Origin of the sequence: Pseudomonas putida (assembly GCF_016406145.1) — a bacterium.
Classification (GTDB): domain Bacteria; phylum Pseudomonadota; class Gammaproteobacteria; order Pseudomonadales; family Pseudomonadaceae; genus Aquipseudomonas; species Aquipseudomonas putida_E.
Genome location: NZ_CP066306.1, coordinates 3558970 through 3584670, shown reverse-complemented (window position 1 = coordinate 3584670; position 25701 = coordinate 3558970). Strand labels below are relative to the sequence as shown.

Sequence of the window (25701 nt, the reverse complement as noted above, 5' to 3'; positions counted from 1 at the left end):
CCTATTTTCTGAGGTGGATCTGCGAGAACAAACAGCCGTTGTTTGGGGAGCTGCACTGGGTGTGTCACTCCTCGGATGGTGCCTGATATGTGGTCTGCGGATGCTGTACCACCTGGCACGACAGCACAGTGCCGATGGTTGGGACGCCGCTCGTGCAGCTGATCTTGAATCCACGCTCAGCCAGGGGCGACGTCATCAGCAAGTATTGGCGATCAGTGTGTATACGGCCCTATGCACGGAACCGGCAGATTCACTGGAACAAGTGGATGCCATTTTAAAAGGGACTAATGCCCTCAAGGCAAAACCATCTAGATCAGCTGGGGGAACGGTGCGTCATTCCCGTTTGCCTGGTGATGTGAACGAGAGCCCTGAACGTGCGCTTTTGAGGATCCTGAAGACGCTACTCAATGACCTTGCGATTCAGCTCGCGGAACTAGCTGATGAAGTCGAGCTTGCGTTGTCGCTGGAGATCGACAGCCCGCTGCGTGAAGACAGACTGGGCGAGGTCTGGCAGACGGCGTTAGCAGAGTCGGGTATTCGGCAAACCGTTACGCCTATTACCTGGAGGGGGCTGGAGGCGATTGACCAGTGGCTGGACCAACGCAGCGACGATCAAGCTCTGCTCTTGCTCGTCTCAGTGGTGATAGCGCCAGACGCGCCTCAAGGCACAGCTGAAACAGCGGTGGGGCTGTTGTTAGGCAACCCCGGGAGTCAACGTGCGTTACTCCCAGTGGCCAATCTGCATAGGCCGGAACAAGCTCATGGCGAGTCGGCTGGGGCATTGATCCGCGCAACTCAACTGGCACTGTCCTGGGCGTCTTTGCCAGCAAGTGGTGTCGAGCATATTTGGCGATCAGGTATCGGACAGAAGTACCACGCGTCAGTAACGACCCTGATGAGTGAGATTGAGTTGCCGCTGCGTGCTGATCGGAAAGTTCACGACTTGGACGCGTTACTTGGACATCCGGGAGCGGCAGCCCCGTGGGTGGCCGTCGCCCTGGCTGCGCAGACGGTTCAACGTGGTTGCGGACCACAACTAATTTTGAGTGGCGTGCGCTGCGCTGACGCGCTGCTGTGGGGAGCGGTACTGACACCCGTTCCGCCACCTATGACGTAGGGTTTTCATATGCAATTCAAGCGGGCGCGGTTACTGATTGTTGTGCTTTCCTTTGCACTACTGATTCTTGTGCTGGCGGGAGTGGCACTTTGGCTTTATCCCTCAGGTTTGAACTTCGCGTTCGGTAGCGTTCAAGGGTGGGATCTGTCAGTAGTATTGCCTGGGATCGCTTTTCTGATTGTGCTGGTTACTGTTGGGGGCTTGGTGCTTGCCCGTCGCTTCGGTGCTTCCAGTTACCACCATCTCACCGAGGGCGGTGCTCAGCCAGTAGCAGAGATCCGATCCAAAGCCTTGCATGCATTCTACGGCGCGGCTGCAGACAGCCGTCCCTTGAGCCGAATGTATCTTCGCCAACAGTACGGTTGGTTCTGGTCGAGAAGAGTACAGGTGCTGCTGGTGGTCGGCGAGCCTGCCCAAGTCAATGCCATTGTCCCTGGTCTGATTGAACGACAGTGGCTGTCGGGACGGGCAGTTGTGCTTCTTTATGGTGGCAGTCTCCTTTCTAAACCAGACACAACGCTGCTCGACAAATGGCAACAGCAGTTTCGCTGGCGCGGCATTGATGGTGTCGTTTGGGCGCTAAGCGAACGCCAGCTCGACGATGCTGCTTCCATGAGTGCAAGCATTCATCATCTGCAGGAGATGAGCCGTTATCTAGGCAGGCAATTGCCTGTGCATGTTTGGCAAATCTGTGAAAGCCACTGGGACCAGTCGGAGCGTGGCATTGAGGCGGTCGGTGGCTTGCTTCCTACCCGACGAGCCATAGCTCACTGGGAGGAGCATTTGGGTGCCCTGCAGCGCTCGCTGCGCGAACAAGGTTTGGCGCAGATGCAGGTCCAGATAGCGCACGACTTTCTTCTGCGACTTGCGCGTAACCTGCAGGTTGACGGTGCTGCACGATGGTATCGCCTGATCGAGTCCCTCTCAGGAAGTGGCTCCCGAGGCATCCAGGTCCGTGGCGTGTGGTTCAGCTTGCCCGTTCAGAGGCCAGAACTGTCGACGACAATCGAACACCACTGGCCCGAAGACCCAGCATGGTCCGGAATCCTCAACGATCGCTCCGCCCGAGCCCGCCGACTGGGTTGGCACCCAGCCAGAGTCGCCTACGTTTCTGCGCTGGGCCTGGCTTCCATCTGGGGCATCGGCTTGGTGTTGTCCTTTGCCAGCAACCGTGCCGAGGTCGGTCAGATCGCGGCGGCCTACAGCGCGTTGCAGCAGCCTGTAGCAGGCACCGACACTAAACAGGCACTGGGCGAGATGGTGCGTGAACTCTCCCGCCTGGACTACCGATCAGAACACGGCGCACCGTGGTACCAGCGCTTTGGCCTGAACCGGTCGCAAGACCTGCGTGAGGCAGTGTGGCCGCTCTATACGCAGGCCAATAGCCAGCTGCTCCGCGACCCCGCCGTTTCGGAACTGGAAAAACGGCTCAAAGCGTTGGTCAACTTGCCTCCGGCGAGCCCCCTGCGCGCCAAGCGGGCACAACAGACGTACGCCTACCTCAAAGCCTATCTGATGCTGGCGCGCCCGGAAAAGGCCGATGCCGCGTTCTTGGTCCAGACCCTGGGCGCTACCGAACCGGCATTGTGGACGTTCTACGGCGAGCATCTGCCTGAGCACCCTGACTGGGCGATCAAGGCCGACCTCAGGTTGATCGCCCAAACGCGCCAGGTGCTGCTGCGTGCACTGGGTCAGCGAAACGCTGAAAGCAGCCTGTACCAGCAGGTCCTCGACACCGCGGCGAACCACTACCCGGCGTTGGGTTTGCAGCAGATGGTCGGCGACACCGATGCAAGCGCCCTGTTCACCAGTGCAGAACAGGTCCCCGGTGTATTCACCCGCCAAGCGTGGGAAGGGCAGGTTCGTGCAGCCATTGAAGAGGCGGCGCAAGCGCGGCGCGAAGAGATTGACTGGGTACTCAGCGACCACCCCAACGACATTGCCAAGGCGCTGAGCCCCGAGCAACTGAGGGAGCGCTTGACTACCCGCTACTTCCAGGATTACAGCAGTGCCTGGCTGAGCTTCCTCAACAGCCTGCGCTGGCGGCAGGGCCATGGCCTGAGCGATGTGATTGCACAGCTGACACTGATGAGTGATGTGCGTCAGTCGCCATTGATTGCCCTGATGAACACGCTGAGTTACCAGGGCCAGGCAGGCTTCCGTGGCCAGGCCCTGGCCGATTCCCTGATCGAATCGGCACAGAAGTTGGTGGGGCAAAAAGCAGCGCCGATCGTCGATCAACTTCCCCAAACGCCCAGTGGCCCGCTCGACAGTACCTTTGGCCCATTGCTATCGCTTCTGGGAAAGGAAGCTGATGGCCGAATGAGTGATGACCGCCTGAGCTTGCAAACTTTCCTCACGCGGGTCACCGCTGTGCGCTTGAAGCTGCAGCAAGTGGTCACTGCGCCCGACCCTGAGGCAATGATCCAGGTACTGGCGCAAACGGTGTTCCAGGGGAAGGGCGCGGACCTGACCGATATCCAGGCCTATGGCAACCTGATCGCCGCCAGTCTTGGCGCCGACTGGGGGCCAGCGGCCAACACGCTGTTCGTGCGGCCGCTGGATCAGGCCTGGCAACAGATTCTGCTGCCGTCGTCGGCCGGCCTCAACCGGGCGTGGCAGCGCGCGATCGTCGATGAGTGGCAGGGCGCTTTCAGCGGCCGTTATCCGTTCGCTGCCACCAGCAGTGACGCTTCATTGCCCATGCTGGGGCAGATGATTCGCGCTGACTCTGGGCGGATCGAGCAGTTCCTGGCTCAGCAGCTCATGGGGCTGCTACGCAAGGAAGGCAGCCGCTGGGTGGCCGACTCGCGGCAAAGCCAGGGGCTGCGTTTCAACCCGGACTTCCTGACAGCGATCAATCAGCTCAGTCAGCTGGCTGATGTGCTGTACACCGATGGGGGCATGGGTGTGAGCTTCGAGTTGCAAGGCAAACCTGTGCGTGATGTGGTGCAAACCACCTTCGTACTCAATGGTGAAAAGCACCACTACTTCAACCAGCGAGAAAGCTGGCAACGCTTTCGCTGGCCAGGGCAGGGCGACCATCCGGGCATAAGCCTGACGTGGAGCAGCGTCCACACCGGCGAACGTCTATTTGCGGACTACCAGGGAACCTGGGGGCTGATTCGTCTGCTGGAGCAGGCCAATGTAATGGCGCTGGACGATGGCGACAGTCGTTTTCGGGTCGTGCTGGATGCGCCGGATGGTCTGGGCCTGACCTGGCACTTGCGAACGGAGTTGGGCGAAGGGCCGCTGGCACTGCTCAAGTTGCGCGGGTTCAGCCTGCCGCGAGAGATCTTTCTGGTAGAGGGCCGGGATACCCCGCAGTACTCGCAAAATGGGGGTTACGAATGAGCCTGAAAAGACTGGTAGAGAGCTGTTTGCCCACCAGCGAGCCGCTGGTCATTGCCCGCAAACACGGCGAATCCTGGGAGCCTTGGCTAACGCCTATCAACGGCGATGTACCGGTGGGAGAGGACCCGGGCTACGACGACGACTTCCAGCGCATGCGCGAAGAGGTCAACAAACTCTCCGGGGCGGATGTGGACCTTGTTGCGCAACTGGCGCATAAGCTACTCCAGCAGTCCTGCAAAGACCTTCGTGTTGCCACCTACTACCTCTGGGCACGTTTGCACAGGGACGGTGAGACCGGCTTGGCAGATGGCCTGAGTTTGCTGGCGGCGCTGATGGAACGCTATGCCTCCGACATCCTGCCGGCGCGTCCCAATAGCCGCAAGATGGCCTTGGAGTGGCTTGCCGGCAGCAGGGTCCAGGCAAGCCTGTCGCTGTACCCTCAAGTGGTCAAGGCTGAAACCGAGCGAACGGTGGCTGCTTTGGTGTGGTTGGAGCACGGCTTCAGCCATTGGCCAGAAGACCAGCGGCCACGACTGGACGCCTTGTACGGCGCCCTCAACAGTCGACTCGCCGCGTCGGGAGGTGTTGATGCAATCGTCCCCCAGACTGGCAGTGAGTCACCTGGAGACGGTAGGGCGGCAAGCCCGAGCCCGACCCCCATAAAGTCGGGCCGAGATTTGCTGGACAGTGGTAGAGGGCTAGCCAGCTATCTACGTGATCAACCAGAAGGGTGGTTGGCGGCGCATCGGCTGATGAAGAGTTTGCGCTGGGACACCGTGCATCAGGTGCCGCCGCAAACTGCCCAGGGGATTACCCGCCTGGCGCCGCCTCGCGGCGAGTATCGCGCTCAGCTCAAGCGCTTGCACCTGCAGCAAAGCTGGAGCGAGTTGATTGATCAGGTCGAGCAAATGTATGCCGAAGGCGTCAACCACTTCTGGTTGGATCTGCAATGGTATCTCCATCAGGCCTTGAGCAAATCCGCTGAGCCCTACAAAAGCTGGGCGGATATCGTCAAACACGATCTGGCCATGCTGCTGCACCGTCTGCCGGGCGTGGAGCTGCTGTGTTGGAGCGATGGCTCGCCATTCGCCGATGAAGCCACGCGTGAGTGGATCAACCAGCAGGTCAGCGGTAACCGCCCAGAACAATGGCTGCCCACAGCGGCCCCCGCATCGTCGGCGGCTGCATGCGAAATACTCGTCTTGGAACCCGAGGCACTGGCGCAAGCGGATGCTGATGGCGTGGAGCAGGCACTGGCGTGGCTGGCGAGCCGTCCAGATGTGCAGACCGGGCGGCAACGTTGGTTACTGCGTTTGTTGATGGCGCGAGTGGCCGAACAGTGCGGCAAGGCAGAGCTGGCCATTCATTTGTTCACTGAGCTCGACGCTGCCGCGCAACGCCACACATTTGCCGACTGGGAGCCCGACCTGCTCTTCGAGGTCAAGGCGCGTTTACTCAAGCTGCTGCGTTTGAAAGCCCAGCGCAACGATGCTGACCGGCCTGCGTTGGCGCGGCAAATGGAACATCAGTTGGCAGCACTTGTATCCATTGACCCGGTACGTGCTGCAGTCCTGTGCAGCTAATCCACTTTGATCAGGAATCTGTTTTGACTACGGACAACCTAACCCTGCGTTACTTCGACGCTGAAATGCGCTACCTGCGGGAAGCGGGCAAGGAGTTTGCCCAAGCTTTCCCGGATCGGGCGGCGCAGCTCAACCTGGATAAGCCCGGCGCTGAAGACCCCTTTGTTGAGCGTTTGTTCGAAGGCTTTGCGTTCCTGATGGGGCGTCTGCGTGAGAAATTGGACGATGACTTGCCAGAACTGACCGAGGGGCTGGTGAGTCTCCTGTGGCCCCACTACTTGCGCACCATCCCGTCACTGGCCATCGTCGAACTGATGCCAGATGTCAGTCAGATGAAAGGCTGCGAGGCGGTCGCAAGAGGCTTTCAGGTGCTATCACAACCGGTGGGTCAGCACCGTACCCGCTGCCGCTACTCCACCACGCAGGATTTGACGCTACGACCGCTCAATCTGGAAACCGTGCGACTTGACCATGAGTCAGATGGGCGTGCAGTTCTACGCCTACGCTTCGCGCGTGGAGCACTGGCCAGCTGGGATCAACTCGACCTCGCGCATATCCCCTTGTATCTGAATGGCGACGCGGCGCTTGCCAGTGTGCTGCACCAGGCGCTGACATTGAATGTGCAGGCGCTGCATGTGCGCTTGCCAGGCGAGGCGCAGCGCAAGGCATTTGCGGGGCAATTCAAGCCAAAGGGGTTTGCGGACGATGATCGCCTTTGGCCAAAAGGCGACAGCGCCTTCAGCGGTTATCAGTTGTTGCTGGAGTACTTTACGTTCCGCGAGAAGTTCATGTTCGTGACGCTCTGCGGCCTGGAATCGCTCGTGCTGCCTGCGGACGCGCCCTGGTTCGAACTTGAAGTAGTACTCAGTGAGACGTGGTCGCATACGTTTACGCCGACGCAAGAGCACATTCGTTTGCACGCGGTCCCCGTGATCAACTTATTTGCACTGGAGGCTGATCCACTCATCTTGGACCCGTTGCAGAATGAATACTTGCTTCGCCCGATGCGCTTGCAGGACGGTCATACAGAGATCTACTCGGTAGACAAGGTTTCTGGAGCGAAAGACAGCGTTCGTCAGGATTACGTGCCGTTCAGCAGCTTTCGTCACAAAGGGGGGATGCTTCGCGATGAGGCCCCCGAGCGCTATTTTCATACCCGCCTGAGACGCGGCGCCAATGGTCTTCATGATACTTGGCTGATTCTTGGCGGGGAGGGCTTTGACAAGGATGTATTGCTCAATCGCAAAAGCCTGTCGTTGCGCCTGACCGGCACCAATGGCCAGCTGCCGCGCAAAGCCTTGCGCAGCACCTTGCTCGATGCTGCGGCGCAGTCCACCCAGGCAGGTTTGCGAGTGCGCAACCTGACCGCGCCGACATTACCGTGCTACCCACCCAATCGCGACCGTTTTCACTGGCGAGTACTCAGTCACCTGGGGTCGAATTTTCTACCGATGCTCAACAGTGCAGAAGTACTGCGTGGCACGTTGGCCTTGTACGAGTGGACGGGTAGCGAAACCAACCGCCGCCGTCTGGAGGCCATTGTCGACGTCAAGCATCACCTGATCCAGCGCTTCGAAAAAGGCTTCTTGCTGCGAGGTGTGGATATCGAAGTGACGGTCGATAGCAATGGCTTTTCAGGCGAGGGGGATATCTGCCTGTTTGGTGAAATGCTCAGCCGGTTCTTCGCTCTGTATGCGGACATTCATTTGTGCACTCAACTGACGATGATTTTGCAGCCGACGGGGAGGTGCCTGCGATGGAGCGAACATCACAGTCAGCGTATTCCCGGTTGAAGGCCGAGGGCATTCTGCATGTGTTGGCTGAACAGGTATCGACGGCTAACGTCTACCGCTTCTGCCAAGTGCTGGAACAGGTTCTGGCTGAACAACCACCGCTGGGCAGCACTGCACATCCCAGTGATGACCGGGTCAGGTTCCGGCCAGACCCTGGAATGGGATTTCCAGCAGGCGAGTTGAAGGCCATTGAAATCGACGAGTCTGCTCCACACCGACCGCTGACAGTGCGAACCCGGCTGCTGGGTTTGTATGGCGTCGACTCTCCATTGCCCACGGGCTATCTGGATGATATCGCCCAGCGACGCGAAGGCCATGAGGCGCTGGAGCACTTCCTCGATATCTTCAACCATCGGCTATTTACCCAGTTCTACCGGATCTGGCGCAAGTACTCCTACCCGGCAACGTTCGAGCCGGGCGGGCGTGATGCGACTTCACAGTGTTTGTTGGGTTTGATCGGGCTGGGGATTCCCGGTACGGCAGAGCGTATCGCCACACCGATGTCACGTTTCCTGGCCCTGCTCAGCGTGATGCGTCTACCCACGCGTAACGCGGAGGGGATTGGTGCGCTGGTGAAGTTGCTGGCGCCGCACACGGATACGCACGTGACCGGGCATTGGCCGCAGAGCGTTGTGCTTGAGCAGCCCGCCAGCCTTGCGCCAGCGCATCCGGTGACCTTGGGCCAAGGCATGCCATTGGGCGCTGTCGGGCACGACGCGAACAGCCAACTGCGCCTGCGGCTGTGCACCGACGACCAGAATGAGGCGCGTGAGTGGCTTCCTGGTGGCCGGCTGATTGCCGATCTGCGCGTGTTGCTTGAAGTGTATCTGGGGTGGCGTTGTACAGCGCTGCTGCAGCTCTCAATTCCACGTGAGATGGTGCCGGCTCCTGTACTAGGACGCACTCGGTCGATGCTTGGCATGACCGCTGTGTTGAAACGGGCAGAGGGCGTACTCGCATCGGCTCAAGACGACACGATCACGATTAACCTGGGCCGATATCAAGGTCTGCAGCCGAACCCTTGCAGGAAGGAGGTACAGCATGTGGCGTACCGTTTTTAAATGCTTCACGGCATCGACACTTGTTGCAGTACTGAGTGGGTGTGGCCTTGCACAAAAGGTTGCAGACGGTACGGCGTCTACTGCCCAAGCGATCTTCTACAAGCAAGTAAAGACGCTGCATCTGGATCTCAACGGCCGGTCAGCGATAAATACCGATGTCGAAGAGATGAGCGGATTGTCGGTGCCGGTGCTGGTGCGGGTCTACCAGTTGAAGGACAGCAAGGCGTTGGAGAACGCCACCTATGACGAAATGGTAAGTCAAGGTGAGCGAGTGCTTCGCGATGATCTGCTCGATGAGCGCGTGGTGGTGATAAAGCCCGGCGAGGCGGCGCAGCTGAGTACACCTCTACAAGGCGACGCTCGGTATGTTGCGGTGGTTGCGCTGTTCCGAAGTCCAGACGTTATCGAAAATACGTGGCGCGTTGTCTTGCAGCGGGACGACCTCGAACTGGATCAGGCCAGAGTACTCGAACTGGGTGATAACCGGTTGACGCTCCGACAGCGCGTGGAGGGCTGACTGCATGCCTGAAACCAGTCCTTCTCTTTACGAAATCCTGTTGCAGAACTTCCGCAGTGAGCTAGCGCTGGACCAGGTGAATGAAGATGACCAGCTGACACTCTCGGTGCTGGACAACATTCAGCGCATTCTCAACAGCCGTGCAGGTTCACTCTCGCATCTGCCCGACTATGGCTTGCCGGACATGGGCACAGTGCTGCAAGGGCTACCGGCTTCAGCACATGGCTTGATGAACGACATCGCCCGCACCTTGCGCCGCTATGAGCCCCGGCTGGCGCAGGTGAGCGTTCAGCTGATACCTCAGTCTCGCCCTGGCCATCTTGACTATGCCCTTGACGTGGTCATCAAGGGCGGCGGCAGGGCGTCCTTTGGGACCACAGTCGGCGCCGAAGGCAGGGTTGTGGTGCGTCACCTCAAGCAGGAAGGCTACCTTCCCGTGCAATGGAACTGACAGGGGGCCAGATGACGGCACTTTTTGAGATGCGTGTTCGCCTGGGTGGGGATCCAGGCAACTTCGATGAGTTCAAGGTGTTGCACGGTGAGCTGGCCAAGCTCACGCACCCCGCCTGTCCCGATGTGGACTGGGCAAAAGTTGAGGGGTTGTCTTTGCGACTCTTCGAGCTGAACGGGATTGAACTGCAGACGGCGGTGGCGTTCGTACTGGCGCGTAGCTACCGCACGGGTGTGACGGGCTTGACCGAGGGTGTGGCGCTGCTCGCTACACTGAGCGATGAGTGGCCGCGCTTATGGCCAGTGCAGGCGTCAGCTCGCATCGATCTCATTGCATGGCTGTTTACTCAGTTGCATCCCTTGGTTCGCATGGTGGCGTGGGGCAGGTCGAGTTCGGCGGGGTTGAGCGAACTGATTGTCGAGTTGAACCGCCTGGAGCACCGCTTGGAACGCCTTGGCCATGCACCTTTGGTTGCGCTGCAGGTCTTCCGAAACCAACTGGTCAGCCTCCTGCAGCGTATGCCAGGAGGCCGGGTGGCGGCGATGCCGCTTCCTCTGCAATCCTGGGCGACGATTGCTGAGCCATCCATCACGCCTCAAATGGCTGCTGCCGTTTCTGCCCCTTCGACCTACACATTTGTAGTCGAGCCTCCGGCGCAGAAGCGTGTCGTGTTGCCGTGGTTACTGCTGCTGATGGTCACTATTGCATGCTTGGGGTGGTTAGGTTGGCAAGAGTGGTCATCCAGGCAAGCCAAAGAACCCCCTACGTCCGATCCAATCCAACTCGACAGTTTGAACCTGTTCGATCCTGGCAGTGACGAACTCAAGCCGGGTTCAACCAAGCTGCTGGTCAATGCACTGGTTGGAATCAAGGCCCAGCCTGGCTGGTTGATCGTTATCTCCGGGCATGCGGATGCGCGGGGCGATGCAGCCAAGAATCTCGATCTTTCTCGTGCCCGCGCCTCCGCTGTTCGCGACTGGATGCAGCGTATGGGCGATATCCCGGACAGTTGCTTTGCTGTCCAAGGTGTCGCGGCCAGTCAACCGGTCAGCAGCAACGACACCGTGAATGGTCGCGCAGAAAATCGTCGGGTGGACATTCGATTGGTACCTCAGGGAGATGCATGTGGCGAGCTGGAGGTCGTAGGGCATTCGTTTCGGTGAAGAGAGGCAGCGTGATGGCATACCTGCAAACCAATGCGATGCTGAACTGCGCTAACCAGGTAGACTGCGCTGGTAAGCCGCCCAAAGACAGCGTCAAGTTGCTTCACGTTGGCAACGAGAATGCTTGTACTGCGCCCAAGTGCCCCGTGAGTACGTCGCATGCTACCGTGCCAGTGCTTATATGGCTCCGTCAAAGGCGCCATGCGCTCGTTGCCTGATTGAAAGCGAATATGATCGGGTATTTCGGAATTAGCCCACGCCCCCGTCGTGAACATCCTGCTTCCAGAAACTTGCCGGTCTCATACAGATTGCCTCCTTGGCAGTGCGGCGCTACGGGCTCGCTCCGTGTTGAGATTGCTCAGCCGAAGAAATCACCCGGTTATGAAGAATGGAATTACCGTGGCAACCGCCATACCGGCTTGAACCAAGAGCGTTACCGAGAGCCATTTTGGCTCCCGCCGGATAAACCAGTAAATCGCGTTCAATATCATTGAAATCAGGTTGGTGAGCCCCAGGACGGCGAACGCAAGGACGCCCGAGATCTTGACAGGGGAAGTGGTTGGCGATTGCAGCACGTAGAGCGCTAGGATCGGGCCCAGGATCACTGTTGTGATCGAAAGGCCAGCGACGGTTCGGGTAAATCGTAAAGCTTCGTCGGGCGTCATGCCGTGGGATGTCCTTCTATGACCGGGCTTGGGGCATCACTGCCAACTGATCTATTCTGCGACGTTCACATAAGGGTCCAAAAGGACGTCCATGATTCCGGTCGATATGCCGGTCATGTTGCTCGGCTACATAATCTACATTTTTTCCGAGGTTTTTCTCTGGCTTTTCATCGCTGGCCTGATCGCCTTGCTAATTCCGCGAAGCCGTCGTTACATTGTGGCGCGGCGCTGGAGGTTCGGCTTGTTGCTGATGTTGCTGGCAGCCGGCAGTGTGCCATACATCGAGTCCACCAACAGGTTCTGGCGGGATTGGCGTGCGCACAATCCCACCCTCGAACACAAGGAAGTGCTCGGTGACCTGGTGCTTCCAGCTGGTACGCGGGTCCACCTGCAAGACTTGGAGCCTTTCAACGACCTGTCCGGGGATCCCGTGCCCTATGGCATGCAGAGCCTGGATCAGGCTGACTTCGACCGCACGCCAGGCCACATTATGGGCATGCCCGTGCGTCGCCTGGAACTCGCGCAGGGCCATGGTTTCGCGACGGTCGAGACCGTGTCGGCCCATCACCTGGCAGGATGGAAATGTGAGCCTGGTGAGATCGAGTTCGATTTTCCGTTCGGTGCTCATTTCAAGTTTTCCGAATGGAAGATGAGTCGATGCACGCTGGCGCCAGGTACAGACCTGGGCGGCATCGTCTGGCCTGGGCCGGTGAGGGTATTCTCCAACAGTACCGGTTGGGAGGCCAGGTCCGAGGAGCGCCCGGTAAAGGTACTGGGGATCGAAATGCGCTCACTGACCATGATCTGGACCGGCCACTTCAAGCGTGAAGCAATGCCTCGAGCCTGCCCTGGCGATCGAGACTCGCCAAGTCATCAAAGCCGCCGACATGCACGCTGCCAACAAATATCTGTGGGACGGTTCGGCGGTGGGCTCGCTGTATCATCTCCGCTAGGTGCTGGGGTGACTCTTCAACGTTAATTTCGTAAGGAGTGACGCCTTTGCTCTGCAGCAGTCGCTTGGCGTTCACGCAGTAAGGGCAGCGCTGGGTGGTGTAGATAGTCACTTTGCTCATGGCCGTTACCCTCCTAGCGTGCCGATGGCGGGAAGTCGATATCGGTAGTGGCGATGTTGTTCAGGTAGTTGGTCAGGGTTAACAACGTGACCTGGGCCACCACCTCCACGATCTTGCCATCGGTAAGACCAGCCTCGCGGGCGGCAGCGATTTGATCGTCGTTCAATTGGCCGCGGCTTTCGGTGATTTGATGCGCCAGCGCAGCGACAGCGTTGAGTGTGCCGCTACGAGCTTGGCTTATGGCCTCGTCGCTCAAACCCGCCTTGGCACCAAAGAAGGCGTGTGCGGCCAGGCAATAGTCGCAACCGTTGATCTGGGAAGTGGCGAGCGCAACGACCTCACGCTCGGCGGCGCTCAGTGAGCTTTTACCCAAGGCTTGGGCGAGGCCCAGATAGCCATTGAGTGCGGCCGGTGAGTTAGCCAAGGTCTTGAAGGCGTTGGGAATGAAGCCGAGACCTTTTTGAATGCCTTCGAGGGCAGCGCGCGAGCCAACAGGGGCTTGGTCCAGCGAGAGAGCAGGGATACGAGTCATGGTAATTCTCCAGTAGGTTGATTAGGCAGCTTGTCGACCAAGCTTGGAATCAATACTAGGGAAGTGGACTGTCCTTTCGGATCCAGATCGTCGAATCTATGCAACAGATCGTCTAAACTTGGGCGCGCTATGGACCGACTATCAACACTGCTCAATCATTTCAACCTGCATGCGTCCACCTTCCACCAGGGTGGGTTTTGTGGAGCGACTCATTTTCATGGGCAGCAAAGTTTCGGCCACGCACATCTGCTGCGTTCGGGGCGCGTGGCCTTCAGGGACAAACGCGGTCAGTTCATCGAACTGACCGAGCCCAGTCTGATTCTGGCGGCGCGTCCGCAGGAGCATCAGTTGCAGGCGATCGAAGCAGATGAAGCGCAATTGGTGTGCGCCACCTTGCAATTCGATGGCGGAGCCAACAATCCACTGACCTTGGCGTTGCCGGAATTCATCATCAAACCCTTGCACGAACTGCAGGGTCTCAATGGCACCCTCGACTGGCTGTTCGAAGAAGCCTTCGGCGACGAGTGTGGGCGAGATGTAATCCTCAATCGTCTGTTCGAGCTCATGGTGATTCAGCTATTTCGCCATCTCATCGCCAGCCGCAGTATTGCCTCGGGGATGATGGCCGGGTTGGCCAGTGCTCAGCTGTCCCGGGCGTTGGTGGTTATCCACAACGAGCCACAGCGCAAATGGTCCGTGGCAGAGCTGGCTGATCGCTCAGGCATGTCGCGCGCGAGCTTTGCTGCGCATTTTCGCGAGACCGTGGGAGTCACGCCTGCAGATTACCTGGCGAACTGGCGAATCAGCCTGACGCAGAAACGCCTGCGGGAAGGCCGTCCGATCGCATTGATTGCCGATGAGGTCGGCTACGAAAGTCCATCTGCACTGGCCCGCACCTTTCGCCGCAAGGTGGGCGCAAGCCCGAGGGAATGGTTGCAGCAGAACATGCAGGATACCTAGCCGAACGCTATCCCGATTGCGCGGGGGCTATGCTCTGTCTGGTAACACTTGCAGGTGCTCTCGCAGAAAATCGATGAACGCCATTGCCCGGGCCGAATGTCGCCGCTCACGACTGAACACCGCGCTGACTGGCAGCGCGGTGGCCTGGTAATTGTCGAGCACACTTTGCACGCTGCCTCGTTCAACGTCTGCTTCGAAAAGCCATTGTGGAGAGAGGGAAATGCCTAAGCCGCAGAGCACCATTTCACGGATGGCCTCGCTGCTGTTGCTGGTGACGTTGCCTGTGATGGCGATATCGAACTCGTCCGTCCCGCGCGTAAAACGCCAGCGATCGTAGTGCTCAAGCAAGGTGAAGCCGATGCAGTTATGGGCAGCCAATTCACCCGGCTCGAGTGGCAGGCCGTGGCATTGCAGGTATGTAGGCGAGGCGTATACCCCTCGCTTGGTGGTGCCCAAGGACACCGCCACCAGGCCCTCGCTCTTCACCACCCCTATCCGGATCGCCAGGTCGATGTTTTCCACGAGCAGGTCTTCGTTATGATCGTTCAGCCGCAGGTCGATTCGCACTTCGGGATAGCGCTGCAGAAAAGTCCCGATCAGCGGCGCTATGCACAACCGCCCGTAGCTGACCGGTGCGGCGATGCGCAGGGGGCCTGAGATCTGCTCCTGACCGCTGGCAAAGCTGCGTGTGGCGCTTTCGAGTTGCCGGAGAATTTCCTGGCAGTGACTGTAGAAGCGTTGCCCTTGGTCGGTCAGAGCCAAGTGTCGGGTGCTGCGGGCGAATACTGGCCCTCCCAAGTAGTGCTCCAGGGCGCGGACCTGCTTGCTGACGGCCGGCTGCCCCATGTTCAGCTCCCGAGCCACTGCCGAAAAAGACCCACGCTCCACGACCCGGGCGAAGATGCGCATGCTGTCGAACAGATCCATTGCCACTAGGCCTCACTAGGGAATAAGTAATATGCAAATTTAGCTTCTTATCGGAATGAGCGAGGCGGAGCAACCTGTATGCACCCACTCAACCAGAGGTTCCCGTCATGAATCAGACCATGCTTGCCGCTATCGCCGAGTCCGCCCAGGCCCCACTGGTCGTACGTCACATCGCTCGCCCAGTTCCCGGTGAGGGGCAGGTTCTCGTCAGGGTTCATGCCGCCGGGGTCAACCCGCTCGATACCAAGATCGCCACCGGTGCTGGCGCGCACGCCCGCCAAGCACTGCCAGCGGTGCTCGGCCTGGATCTGGCCGGCACGGTCGTCGAGCTGGGCGAAGCGGTGGAAGGCTTCACGCCCGGTCAGGAGGTATTCGGCATGGCCGGAGGGATCGGCGGGGCCCAAGGCACCATGGCCGAGTACATCGCCGTAGATGCCCGGCTGATAGCGCCAAAGCCGCACGCACTCGGCATGCGTGAGGCTGCCGCTCTGCCGTTGGTATTCATCACCGCCTGGGAAGGTTTGGTAGATCGCGCCAGTGTTCGTAGTGGTCAGCGGGTGCTGATTCATGGCGGCGCAGGTGGCGTCGGCCAAGTAGCGGTGCAGTTGGCCAAGGCTCGCGGTGCTGAAGTCTACGCCACCGGTTCCGCAGACAGTCTCGACTTCATTCGCTCGCTAGGGGCCACGGCGATTGATTATCAGGCGCAGAATGTAGAGGCGTATGTCGAACAATATACGGCGGGGGAAGGTTTCGACATCGTGTATGACACCGTCGGTGGTAGCACATTGGATGCGTCATTCAAGGCAGTAAAGCCTTATACCGGGCACGTACTAAGCTGCCTCGGTTGGGGCCAGCACAGTCTCGCGCCTTTATCCTTTAAAAGTGCCACCTACTCGGGCGTATTCACCCTGACACCGCTGCTAACCGGCAAGGGGCGTGAACACCACGGCAGTATCCTGCGCGAGGCAGCTGTTCTGGCCAATGCCGGGCAACTGGCGATCCGGGTGGACCAGCAACACTTTGCACTGGATGAGGTCAACGATGCATTCCGACAGGTCGCGCAAGGCCGCGGCAGGGGCAAGACGGTTATCCAGTTGGTAAGTGAATAGGCTCCTGAGCTTAGCGTGTCCACGAATCTAGGGGCGATTCACATCATCACCCATGCTTACCTAGATGTGGAATCCCAGCGCTTTGATGCAGTACGAACGTCGGCCGATGACCAGCAGCTTCTCAACGCCCGCTGCGGCCAGTTCGTCGAGACGGGCCCGCTATAGGGCTAAATCCACTTAGCCCGCCCTGAGTGCGATTGGAAGCCCCCGTGGAACTGAAACTCTACAAGTGGGCCGTGGGACATCCCCAGAACCGCGAAAGGCATTTGGAGACGGGCCCTGAGTTCCCTGGCGACGACGGCATCCTGCTTCGGGTGGAGCTGAAAGCGGCGCACTGCGGCAGTAGCCAATGGCTGGACTGGTGGAGACTGTGAGACTCGGAAAACTGGATCATCGGTTGGTACTGATAAAAGTTGCACAAAATCCCGTACAACAATGTACCGATGGCGGCGAAATGCTGTACAAGATCAGCTCGCTGTACACCTGACGGGGTTTACTTGCCCACTCCAGCGTCCGCGTCTAGTCAATTAGCCTCGGACACCGGCTCGGAGCCGTTGGGCCGTGTCCGCTGAAACGACCAAGACAAAAGCGTTGATGCTGATGAAGCGGGTGTCGGCAAAACTGTCGCCGGGCCGATAGGACGACACCCAGCTGCGGAACACCACGCTCGCCGGATGCCCGTGGAAGAACGTCTGCAAGCGGCCAGGTTCCGGCATGCCAGTGCGGGTTACGCCGCCGACCCTCGCGCCTATACAAAAAAATGACTGTTAGGTGTCACTTATGCCTTTTTGCAGGGACTTTGTGGCATAAACGCCACCATTGGTTTCACCTTACCTGTACAAAGAGATATATTTGTACAACTTTACGTTGCATACTATGGTCGATATCAGAGTGCTATCTCGTCTTGCCGGATCGGTAAGGGAAACCCAGCCGGTGCTCGAATGCGATAAGGCATCGTCCCCACCCCAGGCCCAACACGCCCCTAGGTACGAAAGATGAACCCGAATGATATTTCCCTCGTATCGAACCGCCCCGTTGGCTGCCGAAACTGCAGGGACGGCCGGAAACTGGATTTTGAGTTCAGTATGGCTTTCCAACCCATAGTCAACGTAAGTAGCCAAAGCATATTCGCCTATGAGTCGCTTGTTCGCGGAACGGATGGAAGTGGTGCCCAGGGAATTCTGGAGAGAGTCTCCGAAGAAAACCGCTATGCCTTTGACCAGGCATGCCGGGTCAAAGCGGTCGAATTGGCTGCGAAACTCGAAGTGCCCTGTTACCTGAGCATCAACTTCCTGCCTAACGCAGTCTACCAGGCGGCAACCTGCATTCGCGCCACACTGGATGCGGCTCGGCGATTCGACTTCCCGACCAACCGCATCATCTTCGAGATAACCGAGAACGAGCAGGTCGTAGAAAAGCAGCACCTCAAGGAAATCATGCTCGAATACAAGCGGCAGGGCTTTAAAACAGCCATCGACGACTTCGGTGCGGGTTACTCAGGGCTCGGGCTGCTGGCGGAGTTCCAGCCCGACATCATAAAGCTCGATATGCAGCTCATCAGGAACATTCACAACGACAAAGCCAGGACGGCCATTACCGAAGGAATTCTCAGTTTCTGCAGGGCACTTGAGATATCGGTGATCGCCGAAGGCGTGGAAACGCGGGACGAATATGCAAGGCTGCGGAGCCTGGGAGTCGAGTTGTTCCAAGGCTACCTATTTGCGCGTCCTCATTTCGAGGCGCTGCCCGAGGTGAGCTGGCCGCCCGAGTCGGATGCTATGGAGCAGCAGGCATGACCGAGGTCTGCGATTTCGAATCAGCCGCACGCGAAGCGTTGGCGTTCCTCAAGCAGACCATTGGCTTCGATCAATGGTTCGTCACCAGGCTCAATGAGGGCGAATGCATTGTCATGGAATCACTGGAAAACCAATCCTTGCAGGCGGGCCACATGCTGGATTGGTGCGACACGCTTTTTGCGAAAATGGTGGTCGGCGGCGCCCCTCGCATTGCCCCGGACCTCAGAGAACACCCCGGTTATCAGGACGCGTCATTCCTCCGAGATATTCCGACCGCAGCCTATATGGGATTTCCGCTCTATAAGTGCGACGGCGACCTGTATGGAACGATATGCGGTATAGCGGCAAGCCCGCAGAAAGAGCTGGCACCCGAGCAAGTGCAATTGTTCGAGCTGATAAGCCGGCTTCTAAATGCCCTGCTGCAGATGGAGATTCGAGCTGAGAACCAGACCCGTCGCGCGGAACGATTCGCCGCCCAGGCCTTGCAGGACTCGATGACTGGATTATTCAACAGGGCCGGATGGGATCAATTGATGGCGAAGGAGGAACATCGATGCCGACGCCATGGCAAGTCTTGCGTCGTCATCGTGATCGACCTCGACGAACTCAAGCAGATAAATGACAGGGAAGGACACCTTGCCGGAGACTCGCTCATTCGCCGAACGGCGGAAGCGCTCTCGGAAGCGGCTCGAAGCGAAGATGTTGTTGCCCGGCTGGGCGGCGATGAATTCGGAATAATCGGCGTGAATTGCGACTTGGTGCACGGCCAGGTGCTGCTGGAACGTGTGCTAGATCGTTTGGCCGAACGCGGCATCGCCGCTTCGGTTGGAATGTCGTCGCGCCCCGCGAAGGGTGGCATCAATGGAGCCTTCATCGAAGCGGATTTGAGGATGTACGAGCAGAAGCGCCTTAAATCATCGAAGAACATTAAGGTTTGACCCTCTTAGCATATGAATAGCGGCGTCCGGGGAGGCAGGCGGACTGGCGATCCATTTGCCCTGGCGTACCTCGTCCTCCATTAAGATTCCTGGCAAGTCGCCACGCATTCGGCACTGTACCGCAGTACGGCCTGCGCAATTCAACCCGGGGGAGAAGAGTTTGCGCTGGCGTGAACTGCACAGCATTGATCATGCCCAGCTTGAGGGGCAACTTCCCGCCCTCCCTTTCGCCACCCACACGCGGAACACCAGCACATACCGCCTGCTTGAACATTGGAGATGGCCGACGGCGCTGGCCACAACGTAATTCTCAAGGGTAAGTCAGATGTTCAAATTCCTTCGCCAAAGCAAAGCCTCGGACGTTGTTAGCGCAATCGAGCAGACACAAGCGGTCGTCGAGTTTGATCTCGAGGGTACGGTTCTGCGTGCCAATCCGATATTCCTCGGCATGACGGGATACTCCCTCAACGAGGTGCGCGGTCGCCCTCATCGCATGTTCATTCAACCCGATGAAGCTGATGGCCGTGCGTATCTCTCATTTTGGCAGGACCTTCGGGCGGGCAAGTCTCAAACGGGTACGTTCAAGAGACTCAACAAGCAAGGCGCCGCGCTCTGGATTCGCGCCACCTATACGCCTGTTTTTCGAAGGAACAGGGTGGTGCGTATCATCAAGTTCGCGATGGACATCACTGCGGAAATGATTGAACAGGCACGCGTCGAATCGCAGATGTCTGCCATCGACCGCGCTCATGCGACCATAGAGTTCAGCCCCGACGGCACCATCCTTGACGCCAACGACAAGTTCCTCAAGTTGATGGGCTATTCGATCGCTGAAATCCTCGGAAAGAAACATCAGATCTTTGTGCCGATAGGGCAGCGCGAGTCCAAGGCCTATGGGCAGTTTTGGCAAAAACTGCGCGCTGGAAAATATGAGACGGCTGAATTCGAACGTTTAGCCAAGGGCGGTCGTTCAGTTTGGATCCATGCCACCTATAACCCGATCCTGAGCCCGGAAGGCGAGGTCACCCGAGTGGTGAAATTCGCCAGCGACATCACTGAGGAGGTCTTGCGCAACAGGGAATTCAAGCTGCTTTCACTCGTGGCGAACGAAACCGACAACTCGATCGTCATCACCGACAAGAACGGCCTTATCCAGTACGTGAATCGCGGCTTCACGAAACTCACCGGATACGACTCGAATGAGGTCCGCGGCAAGAAACCGGGCCCTTTATTGCAGGGACCTGCTACCAACCCGGAAACGGTTGAACGAATCGCGGACGCCATACGCAATCGCCGGCCGATCTACAACGAGATCCTGAACTACAAGAAGTCGGGCGAGCATTACTGGATATCTCTCGCAATCAACCCAGTCTTCGGCGATCAGGGTGAATTGGCGCAATTCATTTCTATCCAAGCCAACATCACACAGACCAAAGAACGCTCATTGGAGTCCGAAAAGCGCTTCGCCGCCATCAGCGTCAGTAACGCAGTGGCGGAATGGGAGATCGATGGAAGACTTATTTTGGCAAACGATTACCTGGTCCGTCACCTAGGGCACGAGAGCGCCCACGGACTGCTTGCCTGCCAGCACAACCTGGCCAGGCTATTGGGCGAGAAAAGGTTTTCGCAGTTATTGGCGGGGCAGCAGCTTCTTTGTGCCCTCGACATACCCGACAAAGCGGGCAGGCCCATTCGGCTCGATTGCGCCCTTTGTCCCATCACTGACTCCGTTGGTCACATCAAGAGAGTCGTCACTTATGGGATCGATGTACAGGCCAAACTCGAGGCCTCGCAGGTTACCAATCGCGAAATGAAACGCGTGCAGGAATCGAGCGTTCAAATCACGAAAATCATTGACAGCATCAACACCATCACGGAAAAGACCAACCTGCTCGCCCTGAACGCCGCCATCGAAGCCGCGCGAGCTGGCGAGTCCGGTCGCGGCTTTGCCGTCGTAGCCGATGAAGTCCGCAAGCTTGCTCAGCAGTCAGCGACTTCCGCTAAGGAAATCACCCAGCTTGTCCAGGAAAGCGCCGCGCGGATCGATCGCCTCAACGCATCGCTGAGCCAGTTGCTGACAACTTCCTGATACACCTCGAATGCGGCGATGGCAAACACCGATCCATCAGTGAAGGTACCGAGACCAAAGTGCTCGCGCCATCGTTCCTCAAGGACGGCCTTGGCGAACGTCATAACGGGCAAATCGGCGCCCGCAGGAATATCACGATCAGCCTTCAGGTTTGCGCTGTACCAGTGGGAGCCGCGCTTGCCGGCGATGGGTCGCGAAGCTGCCCCGGCAAACAGGCGTTCGCCAGGGTGTCCAAAGCCGGACAGTCGCGAAGGACCGACACCTATCCAGGCACCGGGGTCGTCTATGGGAGACCGGCGAACCCTGTGATAATGGGCGCAATTACAAGGGCCATGTCATGCTGATCATCTCCAATAATGTGCATCTACCGGATGCCGAAATCGAACTGACTTACATCCGCGCGCAGGGCGCGGGTGGGCAGAACGTCAACAAGGTGTCCAGCGCCGTGCACCTGCGCTTCGACATCCCGGCCTCATCGTTGCCCGAGTTCTACAAAGAGCGGCTGCTGGCGTTGCGCGACAGTCGCATCACCGGCGAGGGTGTTTTGATCATCAAGGGCCAGCAGTACCGCACCCAGGAGCAGAACCGTGCTGACGCACTGGCGCGTCTTGCCGAGTTGATCATCGCTGCCGGCAAGACCGAGAAGAAACGCCGCCCCACCAAGCCGACCCTCGGTTCGAAGACCCGCCGCCTGGAAGGCAAAGCCAGGCGGAGCAATGTCAAGGCGGGTCGGGGCAAAGTGGACTTCTAGTGCTGGGAGCTGCTACACCGCCTGCGCCAAAAGCGGGTAGTCGATGGTCACGCTCCTGAAGCAGTCAGGCACGGGTTATCGGCGAAGTTCTGCAGCAAACTGCGACGCCTTGAGGTGCAGCTGCGCAGGCCCGCCCCAGAACGCGCCGTGGCGCACGATCACCCTTTCATGCAGCGCTGCCGCCACCGCAGCGGCAGCATTCGGGGCTTTGAACAGCACAAAACTAGCTTCGTTGCCTACCTTCAGACCATAGTCCTTTTTACCCATCACCCCGGCACTGGCTTCGGTCGCCATGTGCAGCGCTACCCGCAGTTCCTCGTCAGTATTGAAGCCCGAACGATAGCCGACCAACATGGCCCGTTGCAGCATGTCGCCATTGCCGTAGGGCCACCACGCGTCCTGGATGTTGTCGTTGCCGGTGAACACCCGCACACCGCCTGCGCGCAAGCGCAGCACGGGCGGGAAAGCGTGCTCGCCCGGGGCGTTGGTCATGATCGACACGCCTGCACCGGCCAGCACTTCGGCGGTGCGGTCCACCACGCTGTCGTCAACTTCACCCAGGCCATAGGCATGGCTGACCGCTACCAAACCTTGCATGCCCAGTGCCTGGGTACGTGCGGCGATGCGTTCGAGCTGGGCTATGCAGATGTCGCCTGGCTCGTGCAGGTGAATATCAACCTTCACCCCGTGCCGGTCGGCGATGCCGAAAACAATGTCCAGCTGCGCTTCGGCGTCACCGTCCAGGGTGGTCGGGTCGATACCGCCCACCACCTGCACACCTTCGCGTACGGCAGCCTCCATCACTTCGGCAGTGCCGGGGCAGGTCACCACGCCGGCCTGGGGGAAGGCCACCAGTTCGATGTCGATCAGGTCTTTCCACTTCTCGCGGGCTTGGAGGATGGCACGCAGGTTGGCAAGGCCGGTAGTGGCGTCCACATCCACATGGCAGCGCATGGCCAGGGTACCGAAGGCGGCGGCCTGGCTGATCAGGGCGTCGGCGCGTTCGACAATAGGCGGGGCGCTGGCGAGCTCGCGCTTTTCCACTGCCAGCCGCTCACGCAGGGAGGCCACGCTCTGGTGCGGGCGCCAACGGTCACCGACGAAACTCTTGTCCAGGTGAATGTGGCCATCGACGAACCCAGGCAATGCCAGCAGGCCTTCAAGGTCGATTGTCTCGCGGGCCGGCTCGCTGGCGCGCTGCGGGCCGATATGGTTGATGCGCCCGTTCTTTACGGCGATGTGCAGGGGCAGGCCATCAGCGTCGATGGCATTGATGAACTCACGGTCATTCATGGTCGGGCCTTTTTCCCAGTCTTAAGTGATGACACACGGTAGGAAGGATCCGCACACGTCACAAATTAATTATCAGGATCGACTGCAGTGCATTTCTGAATGCAGGCAGTGCAAGGGGGCGTATTAAAAGGTGCTTCACGGGTTGTCGGGGAGAGGGGGGGATGAGAAGTGTATGCCTGGTTTAAGGGCGTTGCGGATATCGAGCGCCGCGCGGGTGGCGCTCGATATCCAGCCCGCAGTCGTTGACGAGCGAACATAGGGGCAGGGAAGGGCATGCTACTGCAGTGTCGGCGGCTTCATCTCAAGGGGCATCCCTGTCAGCGTCGCCTCCATCCCCGCGATTTTCCGCGTAAGCCGTTGCGCCTCCTCATCTTTGCCCTGTGCTTTCAGAAGATCCCGCTCTTTGCGTAATGCGAGCAGGCATTTTTGCAGACCCAGGCCAGAAGTATTGAACTGGTCCATGTTTCCCTCATGCTGAAGGCTTCCGTGCCGTTGTAGGAAAAATGGACCCTAGCAGTTCGATCTTGCTGCGGAAACTGAGGTTTCATACAGCAGATCCTCGGCACTAAGATTCGGCCTACAGCTCGAGGGAAAACTTCCTACAAATTAACGAGGAGGCTGTTTCTATTCGTGTAGATCAGAATTACGCATGATGCCCGTAATTGCTGAGCCTGTGAGGATCAGGTCGTTCAAACAGGCACGATGCTGCCGGCAGGCTGGTCAGGTCTGCGCCGAAACTTAAAGTTGCAATTGTATGCAGATGCCGACAGGTCAAACTCGCTCTTGTGCCTTCCCACGAACCCACTTCCCCGTTAGCGAGCACGCTTGGCTGGAAGCGTCTCTGTGATGCTATGACGGCGAGGTTGCCGTTCAGGCCATTCGCATCTGATACGCTTTTTTTCATCAAACCTGAATCTGTATCCGTATCAGCTCTGCGCCGATAATGCTTTCCATCACCGCTATCACATTGAAGAGGTTCCGATGGGCAAGCTCGCGCTGTTTCTGGGTGGTTTTCTGCTGCTGACCCTTTTGGTAGGTCTGCTGGGTACCATCCCTCCAGGCTGACGACTCCCCCTCCGGCCCGCCCTTTTCCCAGGCGGGCCAACGTCGTTCCGTTGCGGCAGTGGTCTTTGGTATACCGTTAGACTGGCGGTAGCTGCATGTCGTTCTCAAGTGAAATGGCCTCGTGTACCCTTCCGCTCGCGTCATAATGAGTCGCGGCAGTGGGCCGGCCTTTTACCTTGGAGTCGACATATAGATGGAATGCAAGAAGGACCCTTCAGCGCTTCTGGAGTGGCGTAGCCGCTTCCTGTCCGCAGGCATTCTCGAAGAAAATGAATACGACCAGGCGTTGCGCAGTGCCGATGCGCTTGAGCAATCAGGCGTGATCAGTGCGGGTGAGTGGGTCGAACTGGTCAAGGCGGCGAATGCAGCACTGCTGGGTGTGCGATAAGTCCTTCTTTACGTGGGGAAATCTGTCCACAAAAAACGTGGGTAGGTCTGTGGATAAAATGCTGTAAGCCAAGCCGTTTGCGGCTTCTGTTGAATTGAGCAGAATTTGAACAGATGTCAGCGTGCCTGCCGGTTGCCTCCATTGCCCGCCTGGCGCAGAGCCAGCAGTAGCTCACGTACCCGTGCAGGCAGCTCGCCGGCAGGATAGACGGCGTGCATTTGCGGGTCTTGGCCGGTACTGGATGTCAGCCGGTAATCTGCGCAAACACGCACCAGCCGGCCGGCACTGACCTGTGCCTCGCCCACCCAGTCGGCCAGGCGGGCAATGCCGGCACCGGCCAATGTACTGTGGTAGACCGCATCGCCTGAGCTCAGTCGCAGCCTTGGATGGGGGCGCAGGCTGGTGATTCGGCCATCGCGGGAAAAGTGCCAGGCCTTGAGAATGCGCGGGGCGGTATGCAGGATCAGCGAATGGTCAGCCAGGTCCTCTGGCCGTTTGGGCATGCCATGGCGCGCCAGGTAGTCCGGGCTGGCATATAGATGGCGTTGGTAGCGCCACAGTGGATAACCAATCAGCTCGCTTGATTGTGGAAACGCACCGCGAACCACGAAATCGAGCTTGCCCAGCAAAGGGTCAAGCGCCTCGTCACGGTAGTGCACATCCAGCGTTACCTGTGGGTGGCGGCGGGAAAACGCCGCCAGCACACCGGGCAGCACATGTTCGCCAAACAATTGCGGCACGCCAAAGCGGATCCAGCCCTGTGCGCTGCCACTGAGCGCGGCCAGTTCATCGGCGGCATCGCGTTGCACATCAAGCAAGCGTTCGGCATGGGGCAGTAACCGCTCGCCGGCGTCGGTAAGGGTCACAGCGTTGGCATTGCGGTTGAGCAGCTTGCACCCGCTATTGTCTTCCAAAGCCTGTATCGCCCGCGTCACAGCGCTGGGCGAGCGACCCAGTGCGCGCGCGGCGGCGACGAAGCTGCGTTTGTGCGCGACGCTGACGAACGCCTGAATCTCGCGCAGCATGTCCAATGCCATGGAGGTCTCCTGGTTGCAGTTTTCGCAATATCGCATTTC

General features: G+C 58.7%; 24 protein-coding genes. 16 read left to right on the top strand and 8 right to left on the bottom strand.

Features of this window, described 5'->3' with window-relative positions; genetic code table 11:
- The first annotated feature begins 100 nt into the window (after nt 1–100).
- From JET17_RS16475 to JET17_RS16440, 8 genes are read left to right on the top strand one after another with little or no spacing between them, the layout of a single operon-like run.
- Entirely contained in the window at nt 101–1117 is a 1017-nt protein-coding gene (locus JET17_RS16475) for a hypothetical protein (RefSeq protein WP_190273312.1), read from the top strand.
- Nucleotides 1118–1126: 9 nt separating this feature from the next.
- A complete protein-coding gene (locus JET17_RS16470) occupies nt 1127–4471 on the top strand; it encodes an ImcF-related family protein (RefSeq protein WP_012315091.1) in 3345 nt (1114 codons plus the stop codon).
- Nucleotides 4468–6054: a type VI secretion system protein TssA gene (tssA, locus tag JET17_RS16465; RefSeq protein ID WP_012315090.1), complete on the top strand. Its 1587-nt coding sequence runs from the start codon at nt 4468–4470 to the stop codon at nt 6052–6054. The genes JET17_RS16470 and tssA overlap by 4 nt, the downstream gene beginning before the upstream one ends.
- 23 nt (nt 6055–6077) lie before the next feature.
- Complete coding sequence (gene tssF, locus JET17_RS16460; protein WP_012315089.1) at nt 6078–7847, top strand: type VI secretion system baseplate subunit TssF; 1770 nt, start codon at nt 6078–6080, stop codon at nt 7845–7847.
- Nucleotides 7811–8908, top strand: a complete 1098-nt coding sequence (tssG, locus tag JET17_RS16455; protein WP_012315088.1) for a type VI secretion system baseplate subunit TssG — start codon at nt 7811–7813, stop codon at nt 8906–8908. The genes tssF and tssG overlap by 37 nt, the downstream gene beginning before the upstream one ends.
- Complete coding sequence (gene tssJ, locus JET17_RS16450) at nt 8889–9425, top strand: type VI secretion system lipoprotein TssJ (protein ID WP_012315087.1); 537 nt, start codon at nt 8889–8891, stop codon at nt 9423–9425. The genes tssG and tssJ overlap by 20 nt, the downstream gene beginning before the upstream one ends.
- A 4-nt stretch (nt 9426–9429) precedes the next feature.
- The gene (gene tssE, locus JET17_RS16445; protein ID WP_012315086.1) at nt 9430–9876 is read left to right on the top strand and encodes a type VI secretion system baseplate subunit TssE; all 447 of its coding nucleotides are present in this window, start codon (nt 9430–9432) and stop codon (nt 9874–9876) included.
- Nucleotides 9877–9887: 11 nt separating this feature from the next.
- Nucleotides 9888–11039 (top strand): OmpA family protein, encoded by a 1152-nt coding sequence (locus JET17_RS16440; protein WP_012315085.1) that lies wholly within the window; start codon nt 9888–9890, stop codon nt 11037–11039.
- A 371-nt stretch (nt 11040–11410) separates the two neighbouring features.
- Here JET17_RS16440 and JET17_RS16435 read toward each other — a convergent pair whose 3' ends face one another.
- The 4 genes from JET17_RS16435 to JET17_RS16420 form a co-directional block, all read right to left on the bottom strand.
- Nucleotides 11411–11704, bottom strand: coding sequence for a hypothetical protein (locus tag JET17_RS16435; protein ID WP_052293021.1), 294 nt, complete (start codon nt 11702–11704; stop codon nt 11411–11413).
- Nucleotides 11705–11894: 190 nt separating this feature from the next.
- Complete coding sequence (locus JET17_RS16430; RefSeq protein ID WP_190273311.1) at nt 11895–12332, bottom strand: hypothetical protein; 438 nt, start codon at nt 12330–12332, stop codon at nt 11895–11897.
- 190 nt (nt 12333–12522) lie between these two features.
- Nucleotides 12523–12777 (bottom strand): glutaredoxin 3, encoded by a 255-nt coding sequence (gene grxC, locus JET17_RS16425; protein ID WP_012315084.1) that lies wholly within the window; start codon nt 12775–12777, stop codon nt 12523–12525.
- A gap of 13 nt (nt 12778–12790) precedes the next feature.
- Nucleotides 12791–13309, bottom strand: a complete 519-nt coding sequence (locus JET17_RS16420) for a carboxymuconolactone decarboxylase family protein (protein WP_012315083.1) — start codon at nt 13307–13309, stop codon at nt 12791–12793.
- A gap of 129 nt (nt 13310–13438) precedes the next feature.
- Here JET17_RS16420 and JET17_RS16415 point away from each other — a divergent pair, with 129 nt between their 5' ends.
- Nucleotides 13439–14269 (top strand): AraC family transcriptional regulator, encoded by an 831-nt coding sequence (locus JET17_RS16415; RefSeq protein WP_012315082.1) that lies wholly within the window; start codon nt 13439–13441, stop codon nt 14267–14269.
- Between the two features lie 27 nt (nt 14270–14296).
- Here JET17_RS16415 and JET17_RS16410 read toward each other — a convergent pair whose 3' ends face one another.
- Complete coding sequence (locus JET17_RS16410) at nt 14297–15196, bottom strand: LysR family transcriptional regulator (protein WP_012315081.1); 900 nt, start codon at nt 15194–15196, stop codon at nt 14297–14299.
- A 107-nt stretch (nt 15197–15303) separates the two neighbouring features.
- Between JET17_RS16410 and JET17_RS16405 the strand changes: the two genes are divergently transcribed.
- The 6 genes from JET17_RS16405 (at nt 15304) to arfB (ending at nt 21879) form a co-directional block, all read left to right on the top strand.
- Entirely contained in the window at nt 15304–16305 is a 1002-nt protein-coding gene (locus tag JET17_RS16405; protein WP_012315080.1) for a zinc-dependent alcohol dehydrogenase family protein, read from the top strand.
- A 209-nt stretch (nt 16306–16514) separates the two neighbouring features.
- Complete coding sequence (locus tag JET17_RS16400; RefSeq protein ID WP_012315079.1) at nt 16515–16679, top strand: hypothetical protein; 165 nt, start codon at nt 16515–16517, stop codon at nt 16677–16679.
- A gap of 621 nt (nt 16680–17300) precedes the next feature.
- Nucleotides 17301–18101 carry an EAL domain-containing protein gene (locus JET17_RS16395; protein WP_012315078.1) on the top strand — a complete coding sequence of 267 codons (801 nt, stop codon included), beginning with the start codon at nt 17301–17303 and terminating at the stop codon, nt 18099–18101.
- The gene (locus tag JET17_RS16390; RefSeq protein ID WP_012315077.1) at nt 18098–19039 is read left to right on the top strand and encodes a sensor domain-containing diguanylate cyclase; all 942 of its coding nucleotides are present in this window, start codon (nt 18098–18100) and stop codon (nt 19037–19039) included. The genes JET17_RS16395 and JET17_RS16390 overlap by 4 nt, the downstream gene beginning before the upstream one ends.
- Nucleotides 19040–19364: 325 nt before the next feature.
- Nucleotides 19365–21128 (top strand): PAS domain-containing methyl-accepting chemotaxis protein, encoded by a 1764-nt coding sequence (locus JET17_RS27515; protein WP_012315076.1) that lies wholly within the window; start codon nt 19365–19367, stop codon nt 21126–21128.
- A 337-nt stretch (nt 21129–21465) separates the two neighbouring features.
- Nucleotides 21466–21879, top strand: coding sequence for an alternative ribosome rescue aminoacyl-tRNA hydrolase ArfB (arfB, locus tag JET17_RS16380; protein WP_012315075.1), 414 nt, complete (start codon nt 21466–21468; stop codon nt 21877–21879).
- Nucleotides 21880–21954: 75 nt separating this feature from the next.
- Here the strand turns inward: arfB and JET17_RS16375 are convergent, their stop codons facing one another.
- Both JET17_RS16375 and JET17_RS16370 read right to left on the bottom strand, forming a co-directional pair.
- The gene (locus JET17_RS16375; protein ID WP_012315074.1) at nt 21955–23172 is read right to left on the bottom strand and encodes an amidohydrolase family protein; all 1218 of its coding nucleotides are present in this window, start codon (nt 23170–23172) and stop codon (nt 21955–21957) included.
- A gap of 276 nt (nt 23173–23448) precedes the next feature.
- Nucleotides 23449–23634 (bottom strand): hypothetical protein, encoded by a 186-nt coding sequence (locus JET17_RS16370; RefSeq protein ID WP_012315073.1) that lies wholly within the window; start codon nt 23632–23634, stop codon nt 23449–23451.
- 796 nt (nt 23635–24430) lie between these two features.
- Here JET17_RS16370 and JET17_RS16365 point away from each other — a divergent pair.
- Nucleotides 24431–24625, top strand: coding sequence for a hypothetical protein (locus JET17_RS16365; RefSeq protein ID WP_012315071.1), 195 nt, complete (start codon nt 24431–24433; stop codon nt 24623–24625).
- A gap of 116 nt (nt 24626–24741) precedes the next feature.
- Here the strand turns inward: JET17_RS16365 and JET17_RS16360 are convergent, their stop codons facing one another.
- Nucleotides 24742–25662 (bottom strand): LysR family transcriptional regulator, encoded by a 921-nt coding sequence (locus JET17_RS16360; RefSeq protein WP_012315070.1) that lies wholly within the window; start codon nt 25660–25662, stop codon nt 24742–24744.
- Between the last annotated feature and the right edge of the window lie 39 nt (nt 25663–25701).

Bases quoted from the DNA above. Each gene is read 5' to 3' on its own strand.
- JET17_RS16475 (WP_190273312.1), top strand. From the start codon at position 101: ATGCTGTACCACCTGGCACGACAGCACAGTGCCGATGGTTGGGACGCC.
- JET17_RS16470 (WP_012315091.1), top strand. From the start codon at position 1,127: ATGCAATTCAAGCGGGCGCGGTTACTGATTGTTGTGCTTTCCTTTGCA.
- tssA (WP_012315090.1), top strand. From the start codon at position 4,468: ATGAGCCTGAAAAGACTGGTAGAGAGCTGTTTGCCCACCAGCGAGCCG.
- tssG (WP_012315088.1), top strand. From the start codon at position 7,811: ATGGAGCGAACATCACAGTCAGCGTATTCCCGGTTGAAGGCCGAGGGC.
- tssJ (WP_012315087.1), top strand. From the start codon at position 8,889: ATGTGGCGTACCGTTTTTAAATGCTTCACGGCATCGACACTTGTTGCA.
- tssE (WP_012315086.1), top strand. From the start codon at position 9,430: ATGCCTGAAACCAGTCCTTCTCTTTACGAAATCCTGTTGCAGAACTTC.
- JET17_RS16440 (WP_012315085.1), top strand. From the start codon at position 9,888: ATGACGGCACTTTTTGAGATGCGTGTTCGCCTGGGTGGGGATCCAGGC.
- JET17_RS16435 (WP_052293021.1), bottom strand. From the start codon at position 11,704: ATGACGCCCGACGAAGCTTTACGATTTACCCGAACCGTCGCTGGCCTT.
- JET17_RS16430 (WP_190273311.1), bottom strand. From the start codon at position 12,332: ATGAGCACCGAACGGAAAATCGAACTCGATCTCACCAGGCTCACATTT.
- grxC (WP_012315084.1), bottom strand. From the start codon at position 12,777: ATGAGCAAAGTGACTATCTACACCACCCAGCGCTGCCCTTACTGCGTG.
- JET17_RS16420 (WP_012315083.1), bottom strand. From the start codon at position 13,309: ATGACTCGTATCCCTGCTCTCTCGCTGGACCAAGCCCCTGTTGGCTCG.
- JET17_RS16415 (WP_012315082.1), top strand. From the start codon at position 13,439: ATGGACCGACTATCAACACTGCTCAATCATTTCAACCTGCATGCGTCC.
- JET17_RS16410 (WP_012315081.1), bottom strand. From the start codon at position 15,196: ATGGATCTGTTCGACAGCATGCGCATCTTCGCCCGGGTCGTGGAGCGT.
- JET17_RS16405 (WP_012315080.1), top strand. From the start codon at position 15,304: ATGAATCAGACCATGCTTGCCGCTATCGCCGAGTCCGCCCAGGCCCCA.
- JET17_RS16395 (WP_012315078.1), top strand. From the start codon at position 17,301: ATGAACCCGAATGATATTTCCCTCGTATCGAACCGCCCCGTTGGCTGC.
- JET17_RS16390 (WP_012315077.1), top strand. From the start codon at position 18,098: ATGACCGAGGTCTGCGATTTCGAATCAGCCGCACGCGAAGCGTTGGCG.
- JET17_RS27515 (WP_012315076.1), top strand. From the start codon at position 19,365: ATGTTCAAATTCCTTCGCCAAAGCAAAGCCTCGGACGTTGTTAGCGCA.
- arfB (WP_012315075.1), top strand. From the start codon at position 21,466: ATGCTGATCATCTCCAATAATGTGCATCTACCGGATGCCGAAATCGAA.
- JET17_RS16375 (WP_012315074.1), bottom strand. From the start codon at position 23,172: ATGAATGACCGTGAGTTCATCAATGCCATCGACGCTGATGGCCTGCCC.
- JET17_RS16370 (WP_012315073.1), bottom strand. From the start codon at position 23,634: ATGGACCAGTTCAATACTTCTGGCCTGGGTCTGCAAAAATGCCTGCTC.
- JET17_RS16365 (WP_012315071.1), top strand. From the start codon at position 24,431: ATGGAATGCAAGAAGGACCCTTCAGCGCTTCTGGAGTGGCGTAGCCGC.
- JET17_RS16360 (WP_012315070.1), bottom strand. From the start codon at position 25,662: ATGGCATTGGACATGCTGCGCGAGATTCAGGCGTTCGTCAGCGTCGCG.